This is a genomic window from Nocardia sp. CA-107356, from assembly GCF_050946365.1.
Taxonomy (GTDB): Bacteria; Actinomycetota; Actinomycetes; order Mycobacteriales; family Mycobacteriaceae; genus Nocardia.
Window position 1 is genome coordinate 2,368,375 of record NZ_CP191992.1, and the last position, 20,215, is coordinate 2,388,589.

General features: G+C 65.9%; 22 protein-coding genes. 16 read left to right on the top strand and 6 right to left on the bottom strand.

From position 1 onward, the window contains the following. The first annotated feature begins 2 nt into the window (after nucleotides 1-2). The 4 genes from ACQP1G_RS10725 (at nucleotide 3) to ACQP1G_RS10740 (ending at nucleotide 3,842) form a co-directional block, all read left to right on the top strand. On the top strand, nucleotides 3-911 hold the full coding sequence (locus ACQP1G_RS10725; protein WP_433201668.1) for a VOC family protein: 909 nt from the start codon (nucleotides 3-5) through the stop codon (nucleotides 909-911). Between the two features lie 3 nt (nucleotides 912-914). After that, nucleotides 915-1,766 (top strand): alpha/beta fold hydrolase, encoded by an 852-nt coding sequence (locus tag ACQP1G_RS10730; RefSeq protein ID WP_433201671.1) that lies wholly within the window; start codon nucleotides 915-917, stop codon nucleotides 1,764-1,766. A gap of 41 nt (nucleotides 1,767-1,807) precedes the next feature. Then, nucleotides 1,808-2,101: a hypothetical protein gene (locus ACQP1G_RS10735; RefSeq protein ID WP_433201674.1), complete on the top strand. Its 294-nt coding sequence runs from the start codon at nucleotides 1,808-1,810 to the stop codon at nucleotides 2,099-2,101. Between the two features lie 103 nt (nucleotides 2,102-2,204). Then, on the top strand, nucleotides 2,205-3,842 hold the full coding sequence (locus ACQP1G_RS10740; RefSeq protein ID WP_433201677.1) for a long-chain fatty acid--CoA ligase: 1,638 nt from the start codon (nucleotides 2,205-2,207) through the stop codon (nucleotides 3,840-3,842). A gap of 103 nt (nucleotides 3,843-3,945) precedes the next feature. On the opposite strand, the gene ACQP1G_RS10745 is transcribed toward ACQP1G_RS10740, so the two are convergent. Then, nucleotides 3,946-4,689: a GntR family transcriptional regulator gene (locus ACQP1G_RS10745; protein ID WP_433201680.1), complete on the bottom strand. Its 744-nt coding sequence runs from the start codon at nucleotides 4,687-4,689 to the stop codon at nucleotides 3,946-3,948. Nucleotides 4,690-4,828: 139 nt separating this feature from the next. Between ACQP1G_RS10745 and ACQP1G_RS10750 the strand changes: the two genes are divergently transcribed. Together ACQP1G_RS10750 and ACQP1G_RS10755 are read left to right on the top strand one after the other, a co-directional pair. Continuing rightward, nucleotides 4,829-5,722 carry an NAD(P)-dependent oxidoreductase gene (locus ACQP1G_RS10750; protein ID WP_433201683.1) on the top strand — a complete coding sequence of 298 codons (894 nt, stop codon included), beginning with the start codon at nucleotides 4,829-4,831 and terminating at the stop codon, nucleotides 5,720-5,722. Continuing rightward, nucleotides 5,719-6,198 carry an SRPBCC family protein gene (locus ACQP1G_RS10755; protein ID WP_433201686.1) on the top strand — a complete coding sequence of 160 codons (480 nt, stop codon included), beginning with the start codon at nucleotides 5,719-5,721 and terminating at the stop codon, nucleotides 6,196-6,198. The genes ACQP1G_RS10750 and ACQP1G_RS10755 overlap by 4 nt, the downstream gene beginning before the upstream one ends. 188 nt (nucleotides 6,199-6,386) lie before the next feature. On the opposite strand, the gene ACQP1G_RS10760 is transcribed toward ACQP1G_RS10755, so the two are convergent. After that, nucleotides 6,387-7,067 (bottom strand): class II aldolase/adducin family protein, encoded by a 681-nt coding sequence (locus ACQP1G_RS10760; RefSeq protein WP_433201689.1) that lies wholly within the window; start codon nucleotides 7,065-7,067, stop codon nucleotides 6,387-6,389. Between the two features lie 164 nt (nucleotides 7,068-7,231). On the opposite strand from ACQP1G_RS10760, the gene ACQP1G_RS10765 reads away from it, so the two are divergent. Next, nucleotides 7,232-7,591, top strand: a complete 360-nt coding sequence (locus ACQP1G_RS10765; RefSeq protein ID WP_433201692.1) for a nuclear transport factor 2 family protein — start codon at nucleotides 7,232-7,234, stop codon at nucleotides 7,589-7,591. A gap of 229 nt (nucleotides 7,592-7,820) precedes the next feature. Here ACQP1G_RS10765 and ACQP1G_RS10770 read toward each other — a convergent pair whose 3' ends face one another. Then, nucleotides 7,821-8,570, bottom strand: a complete 750-nt coding sequence (locus ACQP1G_RS10770; RefSeq protein ID WP_433201695.1) for an IclR family transcriptional regulator — start codon at nucleotides 8,568-8,570, stop codon at nucleotides 7,821-7,823. Nucleotides 8,571-8,604: 34 nt separating this feature from the next. Further along, the gene (locus tag ACQP1G_RS10775) at nucleotides 8,605-9,372 is read right to left on the bottom strand and encodes a fumarylacetoacetate hydrolase family protein (protein ID WP_433201698.1); all 768 of its coding nucleotides are present in this window, start codon (nucleotides 9,370-9,372) and stop codon (nucleotides 8,605-8,607) included. A 323-nt stretch (nucleotides 9,373-9,695) separates the two neighbouring features. Between ACQP1G_RS10775 and ACQP1G_RS10780 the strand changes: the two genes are divergently transcribed. Both ACQP1G_RS10780 and ACQP1G_RS10785 read left to right on the top strand, forming a co-directional pair. Beyond that, entirely contained in the window at nucleotides 9,696-9,989 is a 294-nt protein-coding gene (locus ACQP1G_RS10780) for a hypothetical protein (protein ID WP_433201701.1), read from the top strand. Next, nucleotides 9,982-10,785: an IclR family transcriptional regulator gene (locus ACQP1G_RS10785; RefSeq protein ID WP_433201704.1), complete on the top strand. Its 804-nt coding sequence runs from the start codon at nucleotides 9,982-9,984 to the stop codon at nucleotides 10,783-10,785. Before ACQP1G_RS10780 ends, ACQP1G_RS10785 begins: the two co-directional genes overlap by 8 nt. Here ACQP1G_RS10785 and ACQP1G_RS10790 read toward each other — a convergent pair. Then, nucleotides 10,782-11,159: a DUF488 domain-containing protein gene (locus ACQP1G_RS10790; RefSeq protein ID WP_433201706.1), complete on the bottom strand. Its 378-nt coding sequence runs from the start codon at nucleotides 11,157-11,159 to the stop codon at nucleotides 10,782-10,784. The two genes, ACQP1G_RS10785 and ACQP1G_RS10790, sit on opposite strands and share 4 nt — an antisense overlap. Before the next feature lie 158 nt (nucleotides 11,160-11,317). Between ACQP1G_RS10790 and ACQP1G_RS10795 the strand changes: the two genes are divergently transcribed. The 3 genes from ACQP1G_RS10795 to ACQP1G_RS10805 all read left to right on the top strand — a co-directional run bounded on the left by ACQP1G_RS10795 (nucleotide 11,318) and on the right by ACQP1G_RS10805 (nucleotide 15,025). Continuing rightward, nucleotides 11,318-11,896 (top strand): TetR family transcriptional regulator, encoded by a 579-nt coding sequence (locus ACQP1G_RS10795; protein ID WP_433208371.1) that lies wholly within the window; start codon nucleotides 11,318-11,320, stop codon nucleotides 11,894-11,896. Then, nucleotides 11,896-13,083: an NADH:flavin oxidoreductase gene (locus tag ACQP1G_RS10800; protein WP_433201709.1), complete on the top strand. Its 1,188-nt coding sequence runs from the start codon at nucleotides 11,896-11,898 to the stop codon at nucleotides 13,081-13,083. The genes ACQP1G_RS10795 and ACQP1G_RS10800 overlap by 1 nt, the downstream gene beginning before the upstream one ends. A gap of 85 nt (nucleotides 13,084-13,168) precedes the next feature. After that, complete coding sequence (locus tag ACQP1G_RS10805; protein WP_433201712.1) at nucleotides 13,169-15,025, top strand: ABC transporter ATP-binding protein/permease; 1,857 nt, start codon at nucleotides 13,169-13,171, stop codon at nucleotides 15,023-15,025. A 5-nt stretch (nucleotides 15,026-15,030) separates the two neighbouring features. On the opposite strand, the gene ACQP1G_RS10810 is transcribed toward ACQP1G_RS10805, so the two are convergent. Beyond that, nucleotides 15,031-15,513: an adenosine-specific kinase gene (locus ACQP1G_RS10810; RefSeq protein WP_433201715.1), complete on the bottom strand. Its 483-nt coding sequence runs from the start codon at nucleotides 15,511-15,513 to the stop codon at nucleotides 15,031-15,033. A 322-nt stretch (nucleotides 15,514-15,835) separates the two neighbouring features. Here ACQP1G_RS10810 and ACQP1G_RS10815 point away from each other — a divergent pair, with 322 nt between their 5' ends. From ACQP1G_RS10815 to ACQP1G_RS10830, 4 genes are all read left to right on the top strand, one after another. Then, complete coding sequence (locus ACQP1G_RS10815; RefSeq protein WP_433201718.1) at nucleotides 15,836-16,720, top strand: hypothetical protein; 885 nt, start codon at nucleotides 15,836-15,838, stop codon at nucleotides 16,718-16,720. A 172-nt stretch (nucleotides 16,721-16,892) separates the two neighbouring features. Beyond that, on the top strand, nucleotides 16,893-18,590 hold the full coding sequence (locus ACQP1G_RS10820; protein WP_433201721.1) for a serine/threonine-protein kinase: 1,698 nt from the start codon (nucleotides 16,893-16,895) through the stop codon (nucleotides 18,588-18,590). Between the two features lie 71 nt (nucleotides 18,591-18,661). Then, complete coding sequence (locus tag ACQP1G_RS10825) at nucleotides 18,662-19,696, top strand: ATP-dependent 6-phosphofructokinase (RefSeq protein WP_433201724.1); 1,035 nt, start codon at nucleotides 18,662-18,664, stop codon at nucleotides 19,694-19,696. Nucleotides 19,697-19,751: 55 nt separating this feature from the next. Next, nucleotides 19,752-20,195, top strand: a complete 444-nt coding sequence (locus ACQP1G_RS10830) for a hypothetical protein (RefSeq protein ID WP_433201727.1) — start codon at nucleotides 19,752-19,754, stop codon at nucleotides 20,193-20,195. The last annotated feature ends 20 nt before the right edge of the window (nucleotides 20,196-20,215 follow it).

A 20,215-nucleotide genomic window follows, 5' to 3' on the forward strand; every position in this document is an offset into this window, starting at 1 on the left:
CCATGATCACGCTGACCGACATCGCCTACGTGCGGTCAGGAGTCGCCGATTTCAGGACCGCTGTCGACTTCGCGACTCGCATCGTCGGTCTCGAACTCGCCAGCGAGACCGAACCGGGCGTCGCGCACCTGCGCGCCGACTCCCGCCACCACTGTCTTGCTCTGGTCGAGGGAGCGTCGGGGGTCCTGGCCTCCGGGTTCACCGTCGCCGACACGGATGCGCTGCAGGCTGCCGAGAGCGATCTCGAGCGGGCTGGTTTCGCGGTGCGGCGTGGATCGAAACAAGAAGCTCGCTCGCGGCGCGTAGCCGAGTTCATCGGCTTCGACGATCCCTTCGGTAATCGCATCGAGCTGGTCAGCCAACAGGAGACGATCACCCGCCCGGTCGCATTCGCGCGACCGGCCGGCATCACGGAGTTCGGGCACCTGTGCCTCGACGCCCCGGACGTGCACGAGGCCTACCGGTTCTGGAACGGGCACTTCAACGCCCGCGTATCGGATTGGATCGGCAATGCCGCGTGTCTGATGCGCATCGATCCCGTGCACCACAAGCTCGCCGTATTCCAGGGCGAAAGCGCTGGTCTGTGCCATATGAACTTTCAGGTCGAGTCCCTCGACGACGTCTTCCGTTCCTGGCACTTCCTGCAAGACAACGACATTGAGATCGAAATGGGTCCGGGCCGCCACCCCCAGTCGACAGCGGTGTTTCTCTACTTTCTCGGTCCCGAGGGTTTCACCTACGAGTACTCGTTCGGGGTGCGTCGCATCGAAGATGAGGCGGCCTGGCGACCGCGCACGTTCGATCCGGACGAACCCGGCTCGATCGACATGTGGCTGGGCCCGGTCAAGCGGGTCTCGACGCAGCGTCCGGCCCCGGTGGCCGGAACTCGACCCACCCCAACGAGGAGCTGACAAGTGACTGTCACCAGCGATCATCTGACTGCAACGATCCGCGAGGTCGATGGGGTGCGCACCGCCGTCATCGACACCGGAGAACCCAGCGGCTCGAGCACGCAGCCGCCGCTGCTGCTACTGCACGGATCCGGTCCGGGTGTCAGTGCCGCGGCCAACTGGCGTCCCGTGCTGCCGTCGCTGTCGGCGACCCGGCGCGTCATCGCCCCCGACCAGTTGGGCTTCGGTGGCACAGCCACCGGCGAGCAGCGCACGTGGGGTCGGGAAGCGTGGACCCGGCATGCGCTCGCGCTCATGGCCGAACTGGGTATCGAGACCTACGACATCATTGGCAACTCGATGGGCGGGGCAATCGCCCTTTCGCTGGCGGCCGGACGCCCCAGGGCCGTTCGTCGACTCGTCCTCATGGGCTCGATGGGTGTCGCGATGGCGCTGCCCCAGGGGCTCGACACGGTCTGGAGCTACCGGCCGGGGATGGAGAACATGCGCGAAATCATCGGGCTGTTCGCCTACGACCGCCGACTGATCACCGATCAGCTGGTCCAGATGCGTTACCAGGCCAGTGCCGAGCCGGCCATCGCCGAATCCTGGGCAGCGATGTTCCCCGAACCGCGCCAACGCTGGGTCGATGACCTGGCACTCTCGGGGGCCGAGCTGGCGCAAGTGGCGCAGCCGACCCTGATGATCCACGGGCGGGACGACCGGGTGGTGCCGTGGAAGGAATCCTCCGCAGCGTTGTTGGAACTGCTGCCCGACGTCCGGCTGCACGTGCTGGGCAACTGCGGCCACTGGACCATGATCGAGAAGACCGCCGAGTTCCTCGGCGTCGTGGAACCGTTCCTGTCCGAGGCCTGACCCGGCCGAGCCCGCGCTCGCGGGGGCCTGCAAGAAATCACTTGCGCTACGAGATCTTCCGCCGTGGCGGCGAACTCGACGGCGTGCGCGTGATGTGGCCGGACAGCATCGCCGCGGTACTCGTTCCACAGTCCCGTATCGAGCCCGACCTCATGCTCGGCATGAACTTCGGCTTCGGGTACGGGCCGATGCTCGGCGGCCTGGTGTTCAGCCGGTTCGGCCCCGATACCACGCGCGCCTTCGGCATCTCGGCTTCACCAGCAGCGTGGTCTGGGCCGACCTCGAGCGCGTGTGGCCGTGCTCACCAGCGGCAAACCGATTCTGTACCGAAGTGATCCGCTGGCTCGGATTGCGCTACGGGTCACGTCGGAGACCCCGAAGGTGGCCGAAACGGACTTGGCTTTCCGAGGGGAAGTCACTGAGAAAAGAGGAGTTCCGATGTTCAGCACCATGCAGGACGAGCCGTTGTCGCTGGCTACGTTGCTGCGCTACGCATCGACGTTCGTCGGCGATTCGACCGTGTCCACTTGGACCGGCACCGGCGTGCGCACCATGACCTACCGCGAGGTCGGCGCCGAGTCGGCGCGGTTGGCGAACGCGCTGCGCGGGTTGGGGATCGGGGTCGGTGACCGGGTCGGCACGTTCATGTGGAACAACAACGAGCACTTGGTCGCCTATATCGCGGTGCCCGCAATGGGCGCGGTGCTGCATGCGCTGAACATCCGGTTGTTCCCCGAACAGGTCGTCTACGTGGCCGACCACGCCGAAGACCAGGTGGTGCTGGTAGACGGCACACTGGTGCCGCTGTTCGGTCAGATCTTGCCGCACCTGAAGACGGTCCGCCACGTCATCGTGGTCAACGGCGACGCGGCCACGCTGAACGCCCCTCAGGGCGTGCAGGTGCACTTCTACTCAGAACTGCTGGCCGCGCAGCCGGACACCTACGACTTCCCGGTGATCGACGAACGGTCCGCTGCCGCGATGTGCTACACCTCCGGCACCACGGGCGACCCGAAGGGCGTGGTGTATTCGCACCGCTCCAACTGGCTGCACGCCATGCAGGTCAGCGCGAACAACGGGATGGGCCTGTTCGAAACCGACACCATCCTGGCCATTGTGCCGCTGTTCCACGCGAACGCGTGGGGCCTGCCGTACGCGGCGATGATGTCCGGCTCGAATCTGCTCATGCCGGACCGGTTCCTGCAGCCGGGTCCGCTGCTGGCCTGCATGGCCGCGCAGAAGCCGTCCTTCGCCGCCGCGGTGCCCACCATCTGGGGTGGCGTGCTGGCGGGGCTGGCGGCGAATCCGCAGGACATCACGCATCTGCGCGCGGTCGTGGTGGGCGGTTCGGCCGTTCCGCCGTCGATGATGCGCACCTTCGAGGACAAGTACGGCGTGCGGGTGCTGCACGCGTGGGGCATGACCGAGACCTCGCCGCTGGGCAGCGTCGCGCATCCGCCCGCCACCGCGGTCACCGAGGAAGAGAAGTGGGCGTACCGGGTGACCCAGGGCCGGTTCCCGGCCGGCGTGCGGGCCCGCCTGGTCGGCGACGACGGCGTGGTCCCGAACGACGGGGCAGCGCTGGGCGAAGTGGAAGTGCGCGGCCCGTGGATCACCGGCTCCTACTACTCGCCGGACGGCACGCCGGTGGACCCGGAGAAGTTCCATGACGGCTGGCTGCGGACCGGCGATGTCGGCAAGATCAGCCCGGACGGCTTTCTCACCCTGGTCGACCGCTCCAAGGACGTGATCAAGTCCGGCGGTGAATGGATTTCGTCGGTGGATCTGGAGAATGCCGTGATCGGCCACCCCGCGGTCGCCGAGGCCGCTGTGATCGGCGTGCCGGACGAGAAGTGGGATGAGCGCCCGCTGGTGGCGGTCGTGCTCGCCGAGAGCGCCGAGGCGAAGCCCGAAGAGCTGCGCGACTTCCTGGCCGACAAGTTCGCGAAATGGCAGTTGCCGGAACGCTGGACGTTCATCGCCGAGGTCCCCAAGACCAGCGTGGGCAAGTTCGACAAGAAGCGGTTGCGCAGCCGGTACGCCGACGGCGACTTGGACGTCACCACGCTCGGCTGAGCGCTTCCACTCGGTGACCGACCCCGCGTCACCACTTCACCATGGGCGGTGGTGACCGGGGTTGGTCCGCCGCCGCGCGGCTGCTCATGGCGGCCGCTCACCGTCAGTCCGGGACGCCGACCATCGCCAATGCCTCCGGCACGGCGATCGGCTCGTAGTCGGGTGAGGTGTCGCTCAATACTTTGAGCGCGGTGTGGGCCAGGTGGCTGGCCATGCGGACTTGGGCGGTGGCCTTGGCGCCCTCGGTCAGCGCGGACAGAATCTGCGCGTGTTCGCGATCACCGGCCTTGTGCCAGCTGTTCGGCTCACCACCCTGGTAGATCCGGATGTACCGGACACACCGGTCGGCCAGCTGACGCAACTGCTTCTGCATGGTGTCGCTGGCGCCACAGGTGATCGTGCGATGGAACTCCGAGTGGATGGCGAACCAGCGCTCGGTCTCGCCTGCCTCCGCGGCCGCGCGCATGGCCGCCAGCTGCTCAGCGGCCTGCTCGCGGGCCGCGGCCTCGAAGCTGTCCACTGTCATGGCCACGGCCAGCGATTCGAGCACGATTCGGCTTGCATAGATTTCGTCGAGCTCACGAGGGTCCAGCATGGAGACGCGGGTGCGCTGGTTCGGTTCGATCTGGACCAGGCCCTCCTCCTGCAGCATCCGCAGCACCTCGCGCAATGGCGTGCGGCTGACGCCGAGTTGCTCGGCCAGCGACACTTGCGAGAGCTTCGTCCCAGGTTGCAGCGTGCCGTCGAGAATCCTCTCGCGCAGGTAGGCGTGTACGTGCGGGATTGCTTGGCGTGCCTCGGGCAGTTCCACTCTGGTGATGTGCGGGACGAGCACTTTGCGACTCATGGCCCTAGCGTAAGCGATGTGTATACATATTCCTTCTCTTTCGCATGACGGTCCAGTAAAGTGCATACAGTATTGAGAGGGCGTGACGTCTGCGAAGTCGTCCCCTTCCTGCACGAAAACCTGTGAGGACGTGACGAATGTGAGAACTATCGGGGTCATCGGCCTGGGCAAAATGGGCCTGCCGATCGCTGAGAACTTGTTGAGCCGCGGTTTCGGCGTCGTCGGGTACCGGCGCAGCGTCGAGTGTCCCGAGCTCGAGGCCGCGGGTGGCACCCTTGCGTCGTCGCCGGCGGACCTGGCCGACTCGTGCGAGGTCATCGTGTCGATCCTGCCGAGCGCGGATGACATCGAGCACGTGGTCCGTGGGCCCGAGGGCACGCTGTCGACGATGCGTCCCGGAGCGATCCACCTCGAGATGAGCACGATCCCGGTAACGAGCAAGCTCGGACTGATGCGTCAGCTCGAGCACGTCGGGGCCGCCATGCTCGACTGCCCGATCAGCGGAAGCCCGGGAATGGTCGGCGCACGACTGGCCACCGTCTTCGCCTCCGGAGCGGCGGAGGCGATCGATCGGGTGGCCGACGTCCTGGACGCCATCTCGGGGCCCTGGGTCAGAACCGGTGACTTCGGGACCGGCACCCACCTGAAGTACATCTCCTCCATGCTGGTGGCGACCCACACGGTTGCGGCCGCGGAAGCGATCGTGCTGGCCCGCCGCAACAACTTGGACCTGGATATGGTCCAGCACACCCTGGAGACGTCCATCGCGGGCTCGGCGCTGCTCGCGCAGCGAGGTCCCCTCATGGCGCACCGTTCATGGCTGCCCGCCCCCGGGCCCATCGCGACGCTGCACGAGATCCTCGATCAGATCGAGGTGCACCTGCACGATCTCGGTGAGCGTCGGCCGGTGTTCGAGGCGGCCAAAGCGGTGTTCGACCAGGCCTTGGCCGACGGCTGGGGAGAGCTCGATATAGCCAGCGTGCACGACCAGATTTCCGCCCAAGACGCTCTCGCACAAGGAGTCACCAAATGATCTACGTTACCCATCGTCTCCCGATCAACGAGACCGGCGAGCCCACTCTCGATCGGACTGCCGTGTGGCAGGGACTGGTCATGAAGGCCAACAACGCACTGCCCTTCGTGCCGGCCATGACCCACTGCCACGTCACCGCTCGCCTCGACGACGAGACTTTCGAGCGCGAGATCGAGCTGTTCGGCGACCGCTACTCCGAGCGGATCAGCCTGCAGCCCCAACGGCGGGTAGTGTTCACGCGCCTTTCGGGGCCGGTCCTCGGCACGATCGCCAATGACATCGAGGAAGACGAGGGGGCGCTGTTCCTCCGGTTCAGTTTCGCGCTGGTGCTCGAAGGCGCCCAGAGCAGTTCTGCCGAGGAGTCGGCGTACGCCGACGAAACCGCGACCCAGTACGTAGCGGCCGTCGGCGCAACGCTCGACGCCATGCGTCGGGTCGCGCGCGGAGAAGCGCCGGTCGCGCTGCCCGCGAGCTGACGTCCGGCGACCGAACCGTCGCCCGCGGCCCCGCGCTCCAGCGTGGGGCCGCGCACCTGCTCATCGGCCTCGGCCGCGCGAACGCGCCCGAATCCATCTCCGCCGCAAGTTGATCCAGTTCGGCCGACACGGCGGCGAGATCGGACTCCGACAGCAGTCCAGCCTTGTGCAGCACATGCGCGTGGGGATCAGCGAGTGGGGCGCGTCGTCGCCGCTTTGCGCAGCAAGTGTGCCCCCAGTCGGGGCAGCAGCTCATGTTTGACGGCCTGCCATGAGCGGATCTCTTCCGCCGACATGGCGGCGACGGGCTCGCCCCTCGTCTGGAGCCAGACGGTGCACGCGGCGGCGAGCACCGACATGGTGGCCACTGCGGTGGCGGGGTCGCTGGCCATCGCGATCGCGCCGTTGCCGCGCAGAATCATCGCGTCCGACGACCCGATCGCCTCGGCGAGTCGACGGCCGCGGCCAGCGTCGCGGACCAGTAGCGCGGAGGGGTACACCGGCACGGAATCGCCCAGCCAGCAGGCTTGGCCGTGGGTCGGGGCAATCCGGTCGGCGAGCATGCCGACGGCCAGCGATGCTGCCGGCTGGGCCCGCGCGATCGCTCCGGTCGCCGGGAATCGGTCATAGAGGGCCAGGTGGGCCCACGCCTCGGCCGGGCACCCGGCTGGCAACGACGTCGCGTTCAACGGGATGCGGATGCAGTTCGACGCCTCGACGGTCTCGAGGTCTGCGGCAGGGGTGATGACCATGTGATCGAAGTCCCTGGCGGACACATGCCCGAACGCGTCGACCAGCCCCAGGGCAGCCATGGCGCGCGCTGCGTCGGCAACTTGGACATCGAGGGACCGAGCGGTGGAGGAGTGCACGACAGATAACTGTATGCACTCACGGGTCGCGACGCCATGTCCGGGGCGGAATCGGGCACGCTACCGGGAGCTGATTCCGCTAGGCGAAATTTGCACCCAGGGACGTGACGGCCGTCACTCCGCTGAGTCAAGGTGTATGCACATCAGTATTGAAAGGATCCATCATGACCAGCGCTTCGACCGCCGCCGTATTCCACGCGCTCGACACTCTCGACGCCAAGGCATTCGCGGAGCTTTTTGCCCACGACGGCAATGCCACCTACGGCAACGGCCCCACCCTCGAGGGACGCGCGATGGTCGAGGCGGGCGCTGTCGGCTTCTTCGACACGATCGGCGGGATGCAGCACGACATAGTCGACGAGTGGGTCGTGGGCAACGACACCATCGTCGAACTGGCTGTCACATACACGCGTAAAGATGGTCACAAGGTCTCCATCCCGGTGGTGTCCATCTGGACTGTCGGTGGCAGCGGCCTGATCGACACCTACCGGGTCTTCTTCGACGTGGCCCCGGTCTTCGCATGACCACGCGCAACGCGGCAGGGCGTGTCGCGGTCGTCAGCGGAGGCGCCGCCGGCATCGGGCAGGCCTTCGCCGAGCGCCGGCAAGCGATGGTCACGCGGTTGCCGGCACCGACGTCGGCTCCGCGGACGAGACACTGCGCCTGATCGAGAAGGCAGGCGGCCGGGGGCGCCGAAGCAGGCGGTCGATGCGCTGAGCGAGGCCATCGACGTGATCGGCGGAGCGCCGCCCGTCAGGCGAAGTTCTCGGCGATCGCAGACGCGCTCGCCTGGACCTCGGGCACGAGATCGACGAGGTGTTTGCGGCTCGAGCCCGCCGACGGGCACGCCAACACAACCGCGGCGATGACCAGGCCCGACCGGGTGGTGACCGGGACGCCGACGGCGTTCACGCACTGCTCGCTTGCCTCCAGGCAGAGGGCGTAGCCCTGCCAGCGGACGACACCGAGTTCACGACGAAGCGCGACAAGCTCACGCATCGAGCCATCACGCATTCGGACGTGGCGGTCAGGGTAGAGCGCGACCAGTTCGCTGTCGGGGAGCTGGGCCAGGAGCACCTTGCCGCCCGATGTGGTGTGTGCGGGCAGCAAGAGTCCGACGCGACTCCCGACTCGGTGGGCACGGCTGCTCTCGACGCCGTCGATGAAGCGACAGCCGTTGCCCTGCAAGGTCACCAGAAAAGTTGTATGGCCCGACCTGTGCGAAAGGTCCGCCAGATAGGGGTGGGCGAGGACGCCGAGGTCGCGCGGTGGCTCGGCGCCCGACGGAAGTTGCGTCAGCCGTGGTCCCGGCAGGTAGGCGCGTTTGCGGTCCTGTTCGGCGAACTGGTGTCGCTTGAGGGTGGACAACAGTCGGTGTGCGGTCGGGGGTGTCACCGCGAGCAATTCCGCGGCGTCGGCCACCCGCAACTTGCCGTTCTCGCGCAGAGCGACGAGCAGCGTGAGCACGTTCTCGGCCGAAGAGACCGACTCGTGGGATGGCATGGTCCCCGCCTTCATCGACGATCGACGACCCTGGTCATGCCGCGACCATTCTGTTCTCCAGACGACCGAGACCGTCGATCTCGGTGACGACCAGGTCACCGGCGTTCAGGAAAGTCTTGCGCGGCATGCCGACCCCAGCCGGCGTACCGGTCAGGATGACGTCACCCGGTTCGAGGGTCAGCACGCGGCTTGCGGCGGCGATCAGCCGCGGCACTGTGATCACCATGTCGGCGGTGGACGCTTCCTGCTTGATCTCCCCATTGACTGTCAGCCGAAGCGTGAGGTCTTGCGGATCGTCGATCTGCCAGCTGGGGACGAGTCCGGGGCCCAATGGGCACGATCCGTCGAATGCCTTGTGCTGGAACCAGTCCCAGCCGAATGGTGCGAGGACCGCGTCTTTCCTCGGGAACAGTCCCCGGGCGGACAGGTCGTTGGCGACGGTGTAGCCCGCCACGTGATCGAGTGCCGCGCGTTCGTCGATATTGTGCCCGCCGACGCCGATGACGACGGCCAGCTCGACCTCCCAGTCCACGTCGCCGCCGTCCGGCAGGCGTACGTCGTCGTGCGCGCCCACCACCGTCGTGGTCGGAGGCTTGAGGAAGAAGAAGGGCTCACTGTCCGGATCCGGACGCTGCGTGCCCATCTCCTCCGCGTGTCCGTAATAGTTCGCCCCGGCGCAGATGACCTTGCGGGGGTAGGTGAGGGGTGCGACGAGCTCGACGTCCGGTACGACCTCGAGCGCCGAAAGTTGGAGGTTCCGGAGCAGCGGCGTGAACTCCGTCCACCGATCGAGAACCTCCAAGAGAGTGCGACCTGACAGTGGCTCCGGCGCCCGACCGACTTTGCCGTCGGCGAGTACGCCGACACGCGGCTGCGCTCGGTCGCTCCCGACGAACTGGACTAGACACCACTGCTGCGACGACATAGAACCCCTTAGGAATCAATAAGCTCCCTAAAGTGCACACACTTTCGCGGTGGTTGTCAAGCCTGCCCCCTCGAAGCGGCTCGTTATTCCGGAGGCCGAAATTTGCCGTGCGGACCCTTTTTTCCTCGACGTTCGAGACGCAGTGTGTTTACCCAACGCCTGTCGTCGACGGGTGGTGGCCGGAAAGGGAGTGAGAACTCATGCGCGTGAAGGGGTTGCCGCACTGCGGGCTTCAAGTGCCCTCGCTGGAGATCGGCCACGATTTCTACCGTGGTTTCGGGCTGCATGTCGCGGAGCGCGGCGACGCGTTTGCCATCCGATGTGACGGCCGGGAGACGGAACAGGCATTGCTGACCGAGGATTCCCGAAAGCAACTCCAGTTCGTGGGCTTCGCCGTCGACGGGGGATTGCATCAACCTGGAAGGGCGGCGGGCGTGACCGTCTTCCCGCGAAGATACCGGTGGTCTTCTGATCGAGGGGCATGCGATGCCTGATTCTCCGACGGCCGCCGGGCTGGATCTGGACACCGTGCTGGGCAAGGTGATGTCGGTGTTGCGCGCGTTCACGGTCGAGGACCACGGAGTCGGTTTCGCCGAGTTGCAACGGCGTACGCGGCTGCCGAAGTCCACGCTGCACCGCGTACTGGGCGATCTCGAGTCGACGCGCCTGCTGGATCGGGTCGATGGCGCCTATCATCTGGGCGGTCACCTCTTCGAACTCGGTATGCGGGCCTCGGTCGAGCGAGGCCTGATCGAAGTGGCCACGCCCTTCCTCGAGGACCTCTGTGAACGCACCCATGAGTTGGTGCACCTCGGCCTCTTGGAGGGCCATGAGGTGGTGTACGTCGCGAAGATAGGTGGTCACCGGCAGGTGCGTTCGCCTTCCCGGCTGGGCGGCCGGATGCCCCTGCATGCCACCGCTATCGGCAAGGCGCTGCTGGCCCATGCTCCCGCGGAGGTGCGGCGCGCGGTCCTTGCGGAACCGCTGCCGCGATTGGCGCCGCGGACGATAACCGCACAGGGGACGCTCCGTAAACAGCTCGACGACGTAGTAGAGAACGGGATCGCCTACGAGTTCGAGGAGTCCGCTGCTGGAATTGTCTGCGGCGCCGCACCGGTGCTCGCCGCCGGCCAACACGTGCTCGCGGCCGTCAGTGTCACGGGTCCGGTGACTCGTTTCCGTCCGCAGCAGCACGCGGCGTCGGTACGGGCTGCCGCGGCCGGTATCGCAGCGACTCTGGCACGGCGCGATGCGCTCCGGGCCCGGACCTATCTGTCCATTAGCGCCTAGTCCGGCGAATTCGACTGCGCCGCAATCCAGTTCGCGAGGACTGCGGCCTGGCTGTGATCGACGTCGCGGCTGGCGGTCAACAGGGTCACCGGATGTCGGCTGGCGATCTCCCGTAGCTGCGCGACCGCGTCCCGATGCCGCGCGTCGCGCAATTCGGCCAGGTATCGGCGACGGAATTCGGCGAATCGCTCCGGCCGATGCCCGTACCACTGGCGCAGTTCGGTCGACGGGGCGATATCGCGCATCCACTCGTCCAGGTGCGCATCCGCTTTCCGCATCCCGCGCGGCCACACCCGATCGACAAGCACCCGGGTCCCATCGGAGGAAATGGGTGCTTCATAGATTCTCCGGTAGCCGACGTGCTGACTCATCATGCTCCGCCCTGATCAGGTCGTCTATCGCCGCCTATTTCGTCATCCGGATCCGCGCCCGCATCGAGCGCTCGAGGTGGTCCAATGGTAGCCCCGCACCCGTCAATCATTGATTCAATCATTGCTTGAATCAATGATTGGAAGTGTGGTTGACTGCACACATGGCGGAGCGGATATCGGCGGCAGGGACTCGGGAGCGGCTATTGCTCTCGGCTGAGCGACTATTGCTGACCGAGCGGTATGACGATGTCTCGGTGCGGGCGGTATGTGCGGCGGCGGGGGCGAATTCGGCCGCGGTGCACTATCACTTCGGGTCGAAGGATGCGCTGGTCGCGGCGTTGCTGGAGGATCGGCTCGGGTCGTTGTGGGCCGAACGGCTGACCGAGGTGACCGCCGCGCACGGATCGGTGGCGGCGGTCGTGGACGCAGTGATCGAGCCGTTCATCGGGTTGGCGGCCGATCCAGTGGGGCGGCTGCACCTGCGCCTGCTGGCCCAGGTCGTCCTCGGACAGCATCCGACGATGTGGCGTCGGCCTTGGTTCCGGATGGACGACTGGGTCGGCTTGCTGCCGGAGGTGAGTGAACTCGAGAGTCGGCGCCGGTGGGCATTGGCATTCGAATTGATCATCGTGCAGTTCGGCGGTATCGGCACCGGGGAGCGTGAGATGTCGGATGCGGCGGTGCACACACTGCGCGACTTCGTAGTCGCCGGGCTGACCGCGGTGACGGGAGAGAAGTGATGAACGAGGTATTCGCGCCGGCCGAGCTGGGTCCGATTACGTTGCGCAACAGGGTGATCAAGGCCGCGACCTTCGAGGGACGGACACCGGATGCACTGGTCACCGACGAATTGATCGATTTTCATCGGGAAGTCGCGGCCGGTGGCGTCGGGATGACGACGGTCGCCTATTGCGCGACGTCACCGGGCGGGCGTACCGACCGGCATCAGATCTGGATGCGCCCCGAGGCCGTACCGGGTTTGCGCAGACTCACCGAGGCGGTGCACGCCGAAGGTGCGGCGGCCAGCGCCCAACTCGGACACGCCGGCCCGGTGGCAAATGCCGCATCCAATCGCGCACCCGCATTGGCGCCGAGTCGAATGTTCAGTCCACTCGGCATGCGCCCCATGCATGTTCCGGATTCGGCCGAAATCGCCGGAGTCATCGCGGATTTCGCGAATGCGGCCCGTATGGCCGAGCAGGCGGGTTTCGATGCGGTCGAAATCCATTTCGGCCATAACTATTTGGTGAGTTCGTTTCTGAGTCCACTGCTGAATCGGCGCAAGGATCGATACGGCGGATCCCCGGTCAACCGGGCACGACTCGCCCGTGAGGTCGCACTCGCCGTGCGCGAGGCGGTGGGCGACCGCTTGGCCGTGACCGCCAAACTGAATATGGAAGACGGTGTGCGCGGTGGACTTTCGATTCCGGAGTCGCTGCAGGTGGCGACTTGGCTGGAGGCGGACGGTACGTTGGATGCCTTGGAGTTGACGGCCGGTAGTTCACTGCTCAATCCGATGCTTCTGTTCCACGGCACCGCACCGCGCAAGGAATTCGCGAAAGTGCTACCCGCACCGGCACGGTGGGGGTTTCGGCTTATCGGCCGGGCATTCCTGCGCGAGTACCCGTATCACGATGCGTATTTGCTCGAGCGCGCCCGTCGGTTCCGCAGAGAGCTGTCGATGCCGCTGATCCTGTTGGGCGGCATCACCGATTTCGATACGATGCAACAGGCGATGGGGGAGGGTTTCGACTTTGTCGCCATGGGGCGGGCGCTGCTACGCGAACCAGATCTGCTGCGCCGCATTCAAGCCGATCAGCGCACGCGATCGGCGTGTATCCACTGCAATGAGTGCATGCCGACGATCTACACCCGCACCCGCTGTGTGCTGCGAGTCGATCAGGATCCACCGAGTTTGCGCAGGTAGCAAGTAACGTTGGTATTCGCGCCCCGACACCGGGCGAATTCTTCACTGCTGTTTCGATGCTGCCCGGAAACGATCGGAGGCTGCGGTGCCTGCGTCACGAGACTGGAGCGACGAATTCGTCGGCTCGTCGCGATGGCTGCTCACTGCATTCCCGATCACCGCCGTTGCCTTTCTGCTGGCCGTGCTGCTGTTGCTGCGGATCACCAAATGGGGTCGACATTTCCGGACTGTCACCGGCGGGTTTTTCACCGGCAGAGCGGCATTGCACAGCATCCCGATGGTCGGGGTGCTGCTATTGAGTGCCGTGTTATCGGTCCGGGTGCAGGTGTTGCTGTCCTATCAGGGCAATGACATGTACTCGGCGCTGCAGAGTGCCGCCCAGGCGATGGGGCGCCGTGACGGCCACGGGCTCGACGCCGCCGAGAACGCGTTCTGGCATTCGTTGGCCATTTTCGCCATCCTCGCCATCGTCGAAGTGGTGCGCACTCAGCTGGATTTCTATCTCGGTCAGTTCTTCGAAATCGGTTGGCGCCGTTGGCTTACCGACAATCTCACCGAAACGTGGATCGACGATCGGGCCTTCTACCGGACCCGATTCATCGACCATCCCATCGATAACCCGGACCAGCGCATCCAGCAGGATGTCGGCGACATGATCGCGAGTGCACGGTCGCTGTCGCTCGGGGCGGTCGCGGCTGTGGTGTCGGTGGTGTCTTTCAGCGAGATCCTGTGGCACCTTTCGGAGCCGCTGAAGGTTGTCGGCGTCGAAATTCCACGGGCCATGGTGTTCCTGGTGTTCAGCTATGTGCTGGCGGCCACGGCCGTTGCTTTCTGGCTCGGCCGTCCACTGATCGGGCTCGGTTTCCGATATCAGGCCGTCATGGCCGACTTTCGCTATGCACTGGTCCGATTGCGCGAGAACGCGGAGCGCATCGCCTTCTACCGCGGCGGGGGCGCGGAAAGTGTGGGATTGCGTGCGCTATTCGCGGAAGTGCTGCGCGTCTACTATCGCCTGGTCCTGTTCACCACCCGTTTCATCGGCTGGAATCAAGCGGCGACCGAGGCGGCCAAGGTATTTCCTTGGCTCATCCAGGCGCCGCACTTCTTCGTCGGGACGCTCACACTCGGCGATGTCACGCAGACCGGTTCCGCATTCGGGCAGATCCAGGAATCACTGTCGTTCTTCCGCAACAGCTACAGCCAATTCGCGGCCTTTCGAGCGACCTTGCTGCGCCTGTTCGGGCTCGTCGAGGCGAGCGAGCAATCGCGCGAACTGCCCACCATCGGCGTGCGCGCGTTGGACGATTCAGTGGAGTTGACCGCGGTCGACGTGTCGAGGCCCGACGGCGTGCTCCTGATCGAGGCGCTGAATCTGCGACTGCGCAGCGGGGATGCGGTGGTCGTCAAGGGGCTTTCCGGGACCGGCAAGACGACGCTGTTGCGCGCCATCGCGGAGATGTGGCCTTACACCGATGGTGTCGTCGGTCGACCGGAGGCCAGCGGCACCTTGTTCGTCTCACAACTGCCATACCTCCCGCTGGGCAATCTGCGCGCGGCCGTCACCTATCCCGCGGCACCCGACAGTGCCTCCGATGCGGTGTTGAGTGCGGCTCTCACCAAGGTGCAACTCGGTCATCTGGCAACCAGATTGGACGAGGAGGCCGATTGGGCGAATATCCTGTCGCCCGGTGAACAGCAGCGATTGGCATTCGCTCGGATTATTCTGATCCGCCCCGAGGCGGCATTCCTGGACGAGGCGACCTCGGCCGTGGACGAAGGTTTGGAATTCGCCCTCTATACCCTCATCCGCACCGAACTCCCCGACATCATCCTGTTCAGCACCGCGCACCGCACAACTGTCGACCAGCACCACACCGCCCGGCTCGAACTCACCGGCGGTGGCGGTTGGTTGTTCGTGCCGGATCATCTCGATAAACGGTGAGCAATCTACAGCTTGTAGCCGATCTGACGCAGCAGCTGTTTGCGGTTTTGCTGATCGTCGGGACCTTCGACGCCCAGCGGTGCGCCACCGTCGACAACGCCGAGGATCCCTCGGCCCAGCTCGGTCTCGGCAATCAGAACCTCAACCGGATTGGCTGTCGCACAGTAGATTCCGCAGACCTCGGGAACTTGCCGTACCGCATTGAGCACATTGACCGGATACCCTTCACGCAGAAAGACGATGAACGAATGTCCCGCGCCCACCGCGACCGCGTTCTTGGTGGCGAGTTCGGTCAGATCATCGTCATTACCGGAGGTCCGGACCAACCGCGGCCCCGACGCCTCACAAAATGCCAGCCCGAACCGCAGGTGCGGACTGATCCCGACCAGTGCCTCGTGCAGATCCTCAACAGTCTTGATGAAGTGAGCCTGCCCGATGATGACATTGAGATCGTCCGGCTTATCGATGGGTACCGAAGTCAGCTCCATCGCCCTATCCTGCGCCGTCCGCGCGCGGATGCGCTACGGTGACACGCCCTTGCCCGCGCGGCAGTCGGGATCGTGCGCGGGTGCGCCTCGGCCGCCAGCGGCACGCGAGCGTCGCTGCCGATTCCGGCCGACCGACGCCGACCGAGTGGGCGGTTGGAGGTGTTCATGCAGGTTGACCGGGTCGTAAGCCGTTGTCGCTGTGCGCGGTTCGGCGGCCTCGGCGCGGTTGGGGTGGGCGGTCGGCGAGAATGCCAAGTACGGTGTCGGGATGCCGTTATGAAATCGAAACCCGGGGCAGTTCGAAACGAGAATGTGTCGAAGTATGTATTTTGATCGATCCCGGCGCCTGCGGAGGGCGGTCGGTGGTGCCGCGCTGACCGGACTGCTCGTGCTGGTCGGATGCGGTGCGGACACCGATAGGAATTCGGTAGCGCAGACCAGCATCACCGCTGCAGCTGCGCATACCGACCAGCAGCATCTGTCTGTCACCGTGCCGGGCACGCTGGCGGCCGGATTTCAGGAACTACAGGTGAGTGTGCGCGGCAAGCTGGGCATGGCGATCATGCCGGTCGGCGGCGAGAAGATGGTGACCTTCGGCGACTGGACCACCGGACCCGCCTGGTCGACGATGAAGGTTCCGTTGACGATCGCCGCATTCCGCAAGAGTTCGACGAGTTCGAGCTATGCGGCGACCGCGGCGATCACGCAGTCCGACAATGCGGCGGCGGATACGCTCTGGCAGTCTCTCGGCACCGGCCAGGAGGCGGCCACGGCGGTCGAGGCCATATTGCGCGAAGGCGGCGACACCAAGACCACGGTGCCCGCCACCAAGACCCGGTCGGATGCCTCGGCATTCGGACAGGCCGATTGGGCGCTGACCGAACAGGTTCGATTCGCCTCCCGACTACCGTGCGTGCCACAGAGTGCGAGTGTCATCGACCTGATGGAGCAGATCACGACGAGTCAGCGCTGGGGCCTGGGCGAACTCACCGGCGCCGAATTCAAGGGCGGCTGGGGTCCCGATACCTCCGGCTCCTATCTGGTCCGCCAGTTCGGTCTGATCCAGGGGCCGGGCGGTCAGATCGCGGTCGCTATTGCCGTGCAACCCGATTCGGGCTCATTTGCCGAGGGGATGAACATCCTGGGCCGGCTGGCCACGGTGATCTCGCAGCATCTGGATGAATTGGCCGGCGGCAGCTGCTCCTGATCGGCTGCGGCGACCTCGCAGCGGCGCTGCCGAGGCCCTGATGGCTGAGCAGGCGGCGACGTGAGCGCGCACACTTGACCGGGTAACGACCCCACCCGAGAATCCCGACTCATTGGGTGAGGTCGCCCGACCACGGCTGTGGGGTCATGGCCGCGAGGTGGAGGTAAACGGGGTGGACGACACGGGGTCGCGGGCCGGTACGCGATTCGGTCCCTACGACTTGCGCGCGCTACTGGGTCGCGGCGGGATGGGGGAGGTCTACGAGGCGTACGACAGGGTCAAGGACCGGGTGGTCGCGGTCAAACTGCTGCCCATCGGGTTGGCGGGTGATCCGCGATTCGAGCAGCGGTTCCGGCACGAATCCCGGGTCGCCGCGCGGCTGGCCGAACCGCACGTCATTCCGATCCACGACTGGGGCGAGATCGAGGGTGTGCTCTATATCGATATGCGCCTGGTCCGCGGCAGTGATCTGCGTTCAGTGCTGCGGGACAAGGGGCCGCTGAGCCCCGCCCGCGCGGTCGGCATCATCGAACAGGTCGCGGCCGCGCTCGATGCCGCACACGCCGAGGGTTTGGTGCATCGCGACGTCAAACCCGCCAATATCCTGGTCACCCTGTCGGATTTCGCGTACCTCGCCGACTTCGGCATCGCCCGGTCCGAAAGCGATCCGAGCGTAACCGCGACCGGCCAGGCCATCGGTTCCTATAGCTATATCGCGCCGGAAAGGTTCGATATCACCCCGATCGGCGGCACCGCCGACGTCTATTCGCTGGCCTGCGTGCTGTTCGAATGCCTCACCGGCGCACAACCTTTCCCGTCGGACGGGATGAGTTCGCTGATCCGGGCACACCTATCGACACCGCCACCACGGCCGACCACCAAGCGCGCCGGACTGCCCGCGGCACTGGACGAGGTGATCTCGCGCGGCATGGCCAAGGAGCCAGGCGATCGTTACCCGACCGCCGGTGCGCTGGCGGCAGCGGCGCGCGCGGCGGTCTCGGGCGGATCGTCCGTGCCGAACTCGGACTTGCCGACCGCGCAGATGTCGCAGCGTCCGTCACGTGCCGCGGCCACCGTCATCTTTCCGGCGTTCGGACCCGAATCGACGGTGGGGCGCCAGTCGGCGGGCGGGCCGCAATCGCCGGTGGGACCGCAATTCCCCAGCGGGCCACAGCTGAATCGCGGGTCGCAGCCGACCAGGGGACCGCAGTCCGTCAGCGGGTCGCAGTCGGCGAGGGGACAGCAGTCTGTCAGCGGGTCGCAGTCTGTCAGCGGGTCCCAGTCGGCGCGGGGGCCGCAGCAGATCACCGGACAAGAGCCGACGATCGTGCCCCGGCACCCATCGGACCCGATGCGACGAGAGATCGCGCCGCTCGATGCGACCACGGAGGCGCTGTCGAGAACTTCCGGCATGCCGATGCCCCAATCCGACGCACCGTATCCACCCGATCGGTCACCGACGTCCGCGCGCCGATCTTCGCGCCCGGTGTGGATCGGCGCGGTATTGGTCGTGCTCGCGATCGCGGGCATTGTCGGCTGGTATGCGCGCAATGGTTTCGGGGGGCACTCCGGGCAGCCGACCACGACGACAATGCCCGCACATTTGCCCGCCGGCGCCAAGTCGTGCGCGCAGCTGTACCCGGCGCTGGGCCGCTTCACCTCATCCGCGATCGGCACCACCGTCACCAGCTGCGCCTTCGCCGAGGAGGTGCGCAAGGCGTACGCCGCCGGCGGCGACTCCACCATCACCGACCGATCGGTCGTGGCACACAGTCCGATCAACAACCGCGACTACACGATGAATTGCACCGCCGGTGATCAATTCGTCACCTGCAGTGGCGGAGAGAACGCGATCGTCTACGTGTATTGAGGTGTAGCCGTTACCGAAGGTTCATGGGGGTGCGGCTACATGATTGCGCAAAGCGGTGCAAGATATGCGCCATGCGCATCGGAGTGTTGACCGGAGGCGGCGACTGTCCAGGACTGAACGCGGTCATCCGTGCCGTCGTCCGCACCGCGAACGGACGTTACGGCGACGCGATAATCGGCTTTCAGGACGGCTGGCGCGGTCTATTGGAAGACCGGAAGATCACCATCCAGAACGACGATCGCACCGACCGCCTGCTCACCAAGGGCGGCACCATGCTCGGCACCGCCCGCACCAATCCCGATAAATTGCGCGCCGGACTGGACCAGATCAAACGCACCCTCGACGACAATGGCATCGAGGCGCTGATCCCGATCGGCGGCGAAGGCACCCTCACCGCGGCCAGTTGGCTGTCCGACGAGGGCGTCCCGGTGGTCGGCGTCCCGAAGACCATCGATAACGACATCGACTGCACCGATGTCACTTTCGGCCACGACACTGCGCTGTCCATCGCCTCCGAGGCGATCGACCGGCTGCACACCACCGCGGAATCGCATCAGCGCGTCATGCTGGTCGAGGTGATGGGCCGCCATGCGGGCTGGATCGCGATCAACTCGGGCATGGCGGCGGGTGCACACCTCACGCTGGTACCCGAGGTGCCCTTCGACGTGGACGAGGTGTGCTCGATGATCAAGCGCCGCTTCCAGCGCGGCGATAAGCACTTCATCTGCGTGGTCGCCGAGGGCGCGCATCCCGCCCCCGATTCCGGATTCGCGTTGCGCGAAGGGGGTATCGACGAATTCGGCCACGAGCGATTCACCGGTGTCGCCCAGCAACTCGGCGCCGAGATCGAACGCCGTATCGGCAAGGAGGTGCGTACCACCGTGCTCGGCCACGTCCAGCGCGGTGGCAGCCCGACCCCGTACGACCGGGTGCTGGCCACCCGCTTCGGACTGCACGCCGCCGAGGCCGTACACGCCGGGCATTTCGGGCAAATGGTCGCCCTGCACGGGACTGCCATCGATCTGGTGCCGCTGTCGGAGGCCACCAAACAGCTCAAGCGGGTACCCGATGATCGATATCGCGAAGCCGAGGCGTTTTTCGGCTAGTTGTTGCACAATCGAGACCTGCGGAATTCGTTGTCGCACAGCTAGTCTGGTTCTCGTGGCTCAACTCCGGGTATCCGATCTGCCCACCGATGCTGTCGCGGTGTTCCGCCGCCGTGCCCGCGCGGCGGGTATAGCGATCGAGGATGTCGTCCGTCAGGAACTGATCGCGATGGCGCGCAGGCGAACTTCGGTGGACGCGATCGTGGAATTCCTGGAGTCCCAGGGCCGTGATCTGACCCCGGCATTCGACTCCGACGCACTGACGCTCATCCAGGTCTACGACCTGCCCGCCGACGTACTCGGCATGTTCGGCCGCCGGGCTCGGGCCGCCGAATTGCCGCTCGGAGCATTCGTCCGCCGGGAACTGCTGGCAGTCGCGCGGCGCGGCGGGGTTTCGGACGCGATCCTGGAAATCCAAGAGGCGCAGGACGACGACCCCACGCTGGAACTGGATATGGAAGCGATCGCCGCGGCGGTTCGATACGCGCGCGGGGCGTGAGGATCGCGGTGCTGCGGGCA

What these genes read in the sequence shown, in the direction of transcription:
- ACQP1G_RS10825 (WP_433201724.1), top strand. Translation starts at nt 18,662, where the DNA reads ATGCGCATCGGAGTGTTGACCGGAGGCGGCGACTGTCCAGGACTGAAC.
- ACQP1G_RS10790 (WP_433201706.1), bottom strand. Translation starts at nt 11,159, where the DNA reads ATGATGAGTCAGCACGTCGGCTACCGGAGAATCTATGAAGCACCCATT.
- ACQP1G_RS10785 (WP_433201704.1), top strand. Translation starts at nt 9,982, where the DNA reads ATGCCTGATTCTCCGACGGCCGCCGGGCTGGATCTGGACACCGTGCTG.
- ACQP1G_RS10755 (WP_433201686.1), top strand. Translation starts at nt 5,719, where the DNA reads ATGATCTACGTTACCCATCGTCTCCCGATCAACGAGACCGGCGAGCCC.
- ACQP1G_RS10815 (WP_433201718.1), top strand. Translation starts at nt 15,836, where the DNA reads ATGTATTTTGATCGATCCCGGCGCCTGCGGAGGGCGGTCGGTGGTGCC.
- ACQP1G_RS10765 (WP_433201692.1), top strand. Translation starts at nt 7,232, where the DNA reads ATGACCAGCGCTTCGACCGCCGCCGTATTCCACGCGCTCGACACTCTC.
- ACQP1G_RS10800 (WP_433201709.1), top strand. Translation starts at nt 11,896, where the DNA reads ATGAACGAGGTATTCGCGCCGGCCGAGCTGGGTCCGATTACGTTGCGC.
- ACQP1G_RS10795 (WP_433208371.1), top strand. Translation starts at nt 11,318, where the DNA reads ATGGCGGAGCGGATATCGGCGGCAGGGACTCGGGAGCGGCTATTGCTC.
- ACQP1G_RS10740 (WP_433201677.1), top strand. Translation starts at nt 2,205, where the DNA reads ATGTTCAGCACCATGCAGGACGAGCCGTTGTCGCTGGCTACGTTGCTG.
- ACQP1G_RS10770 (WP_433201695.1), bottom strand. Translation starts at nt 8,570, where the DNA reads ATGCCATCCCACGAGTCGGTCTCTTCGGCCGAGAACGTGCTCACGCTG.
- ACQP1G_RS10745 (WP_433201680.1), bottom strand. Translation starts at nt 4,689, where the DNA reads ATGAGTCGCAAAGTGCTCGTCCCGCACATCACCAGAGTGGAACTGCCC.
- ACQP1G_RS10780 (WP_433201701.1), top strand. Translation starts at nt 9,696, where the DNA reads ATGCGCGTGAAGGGGTTGCCGCACTGCGGGCTTCAAGTGCCCTCGCTG.
- ACQP1G_RS10725 (WP_433201668.1), top strand. Translation starts at nt 3, where the DNA reads ATGATCACGCTGACCGACATCGCCTACGTGCGGTCAGGAGTCGCCGAT.
- ACQP1G_RS10810 (WP_433201715.1), bottom strand. Translation starts at nt 15,513, where the DNA reads ATGGAGCTGACTTCGGTACCCATCGATAAGCCGGACGATCTCAATGTC.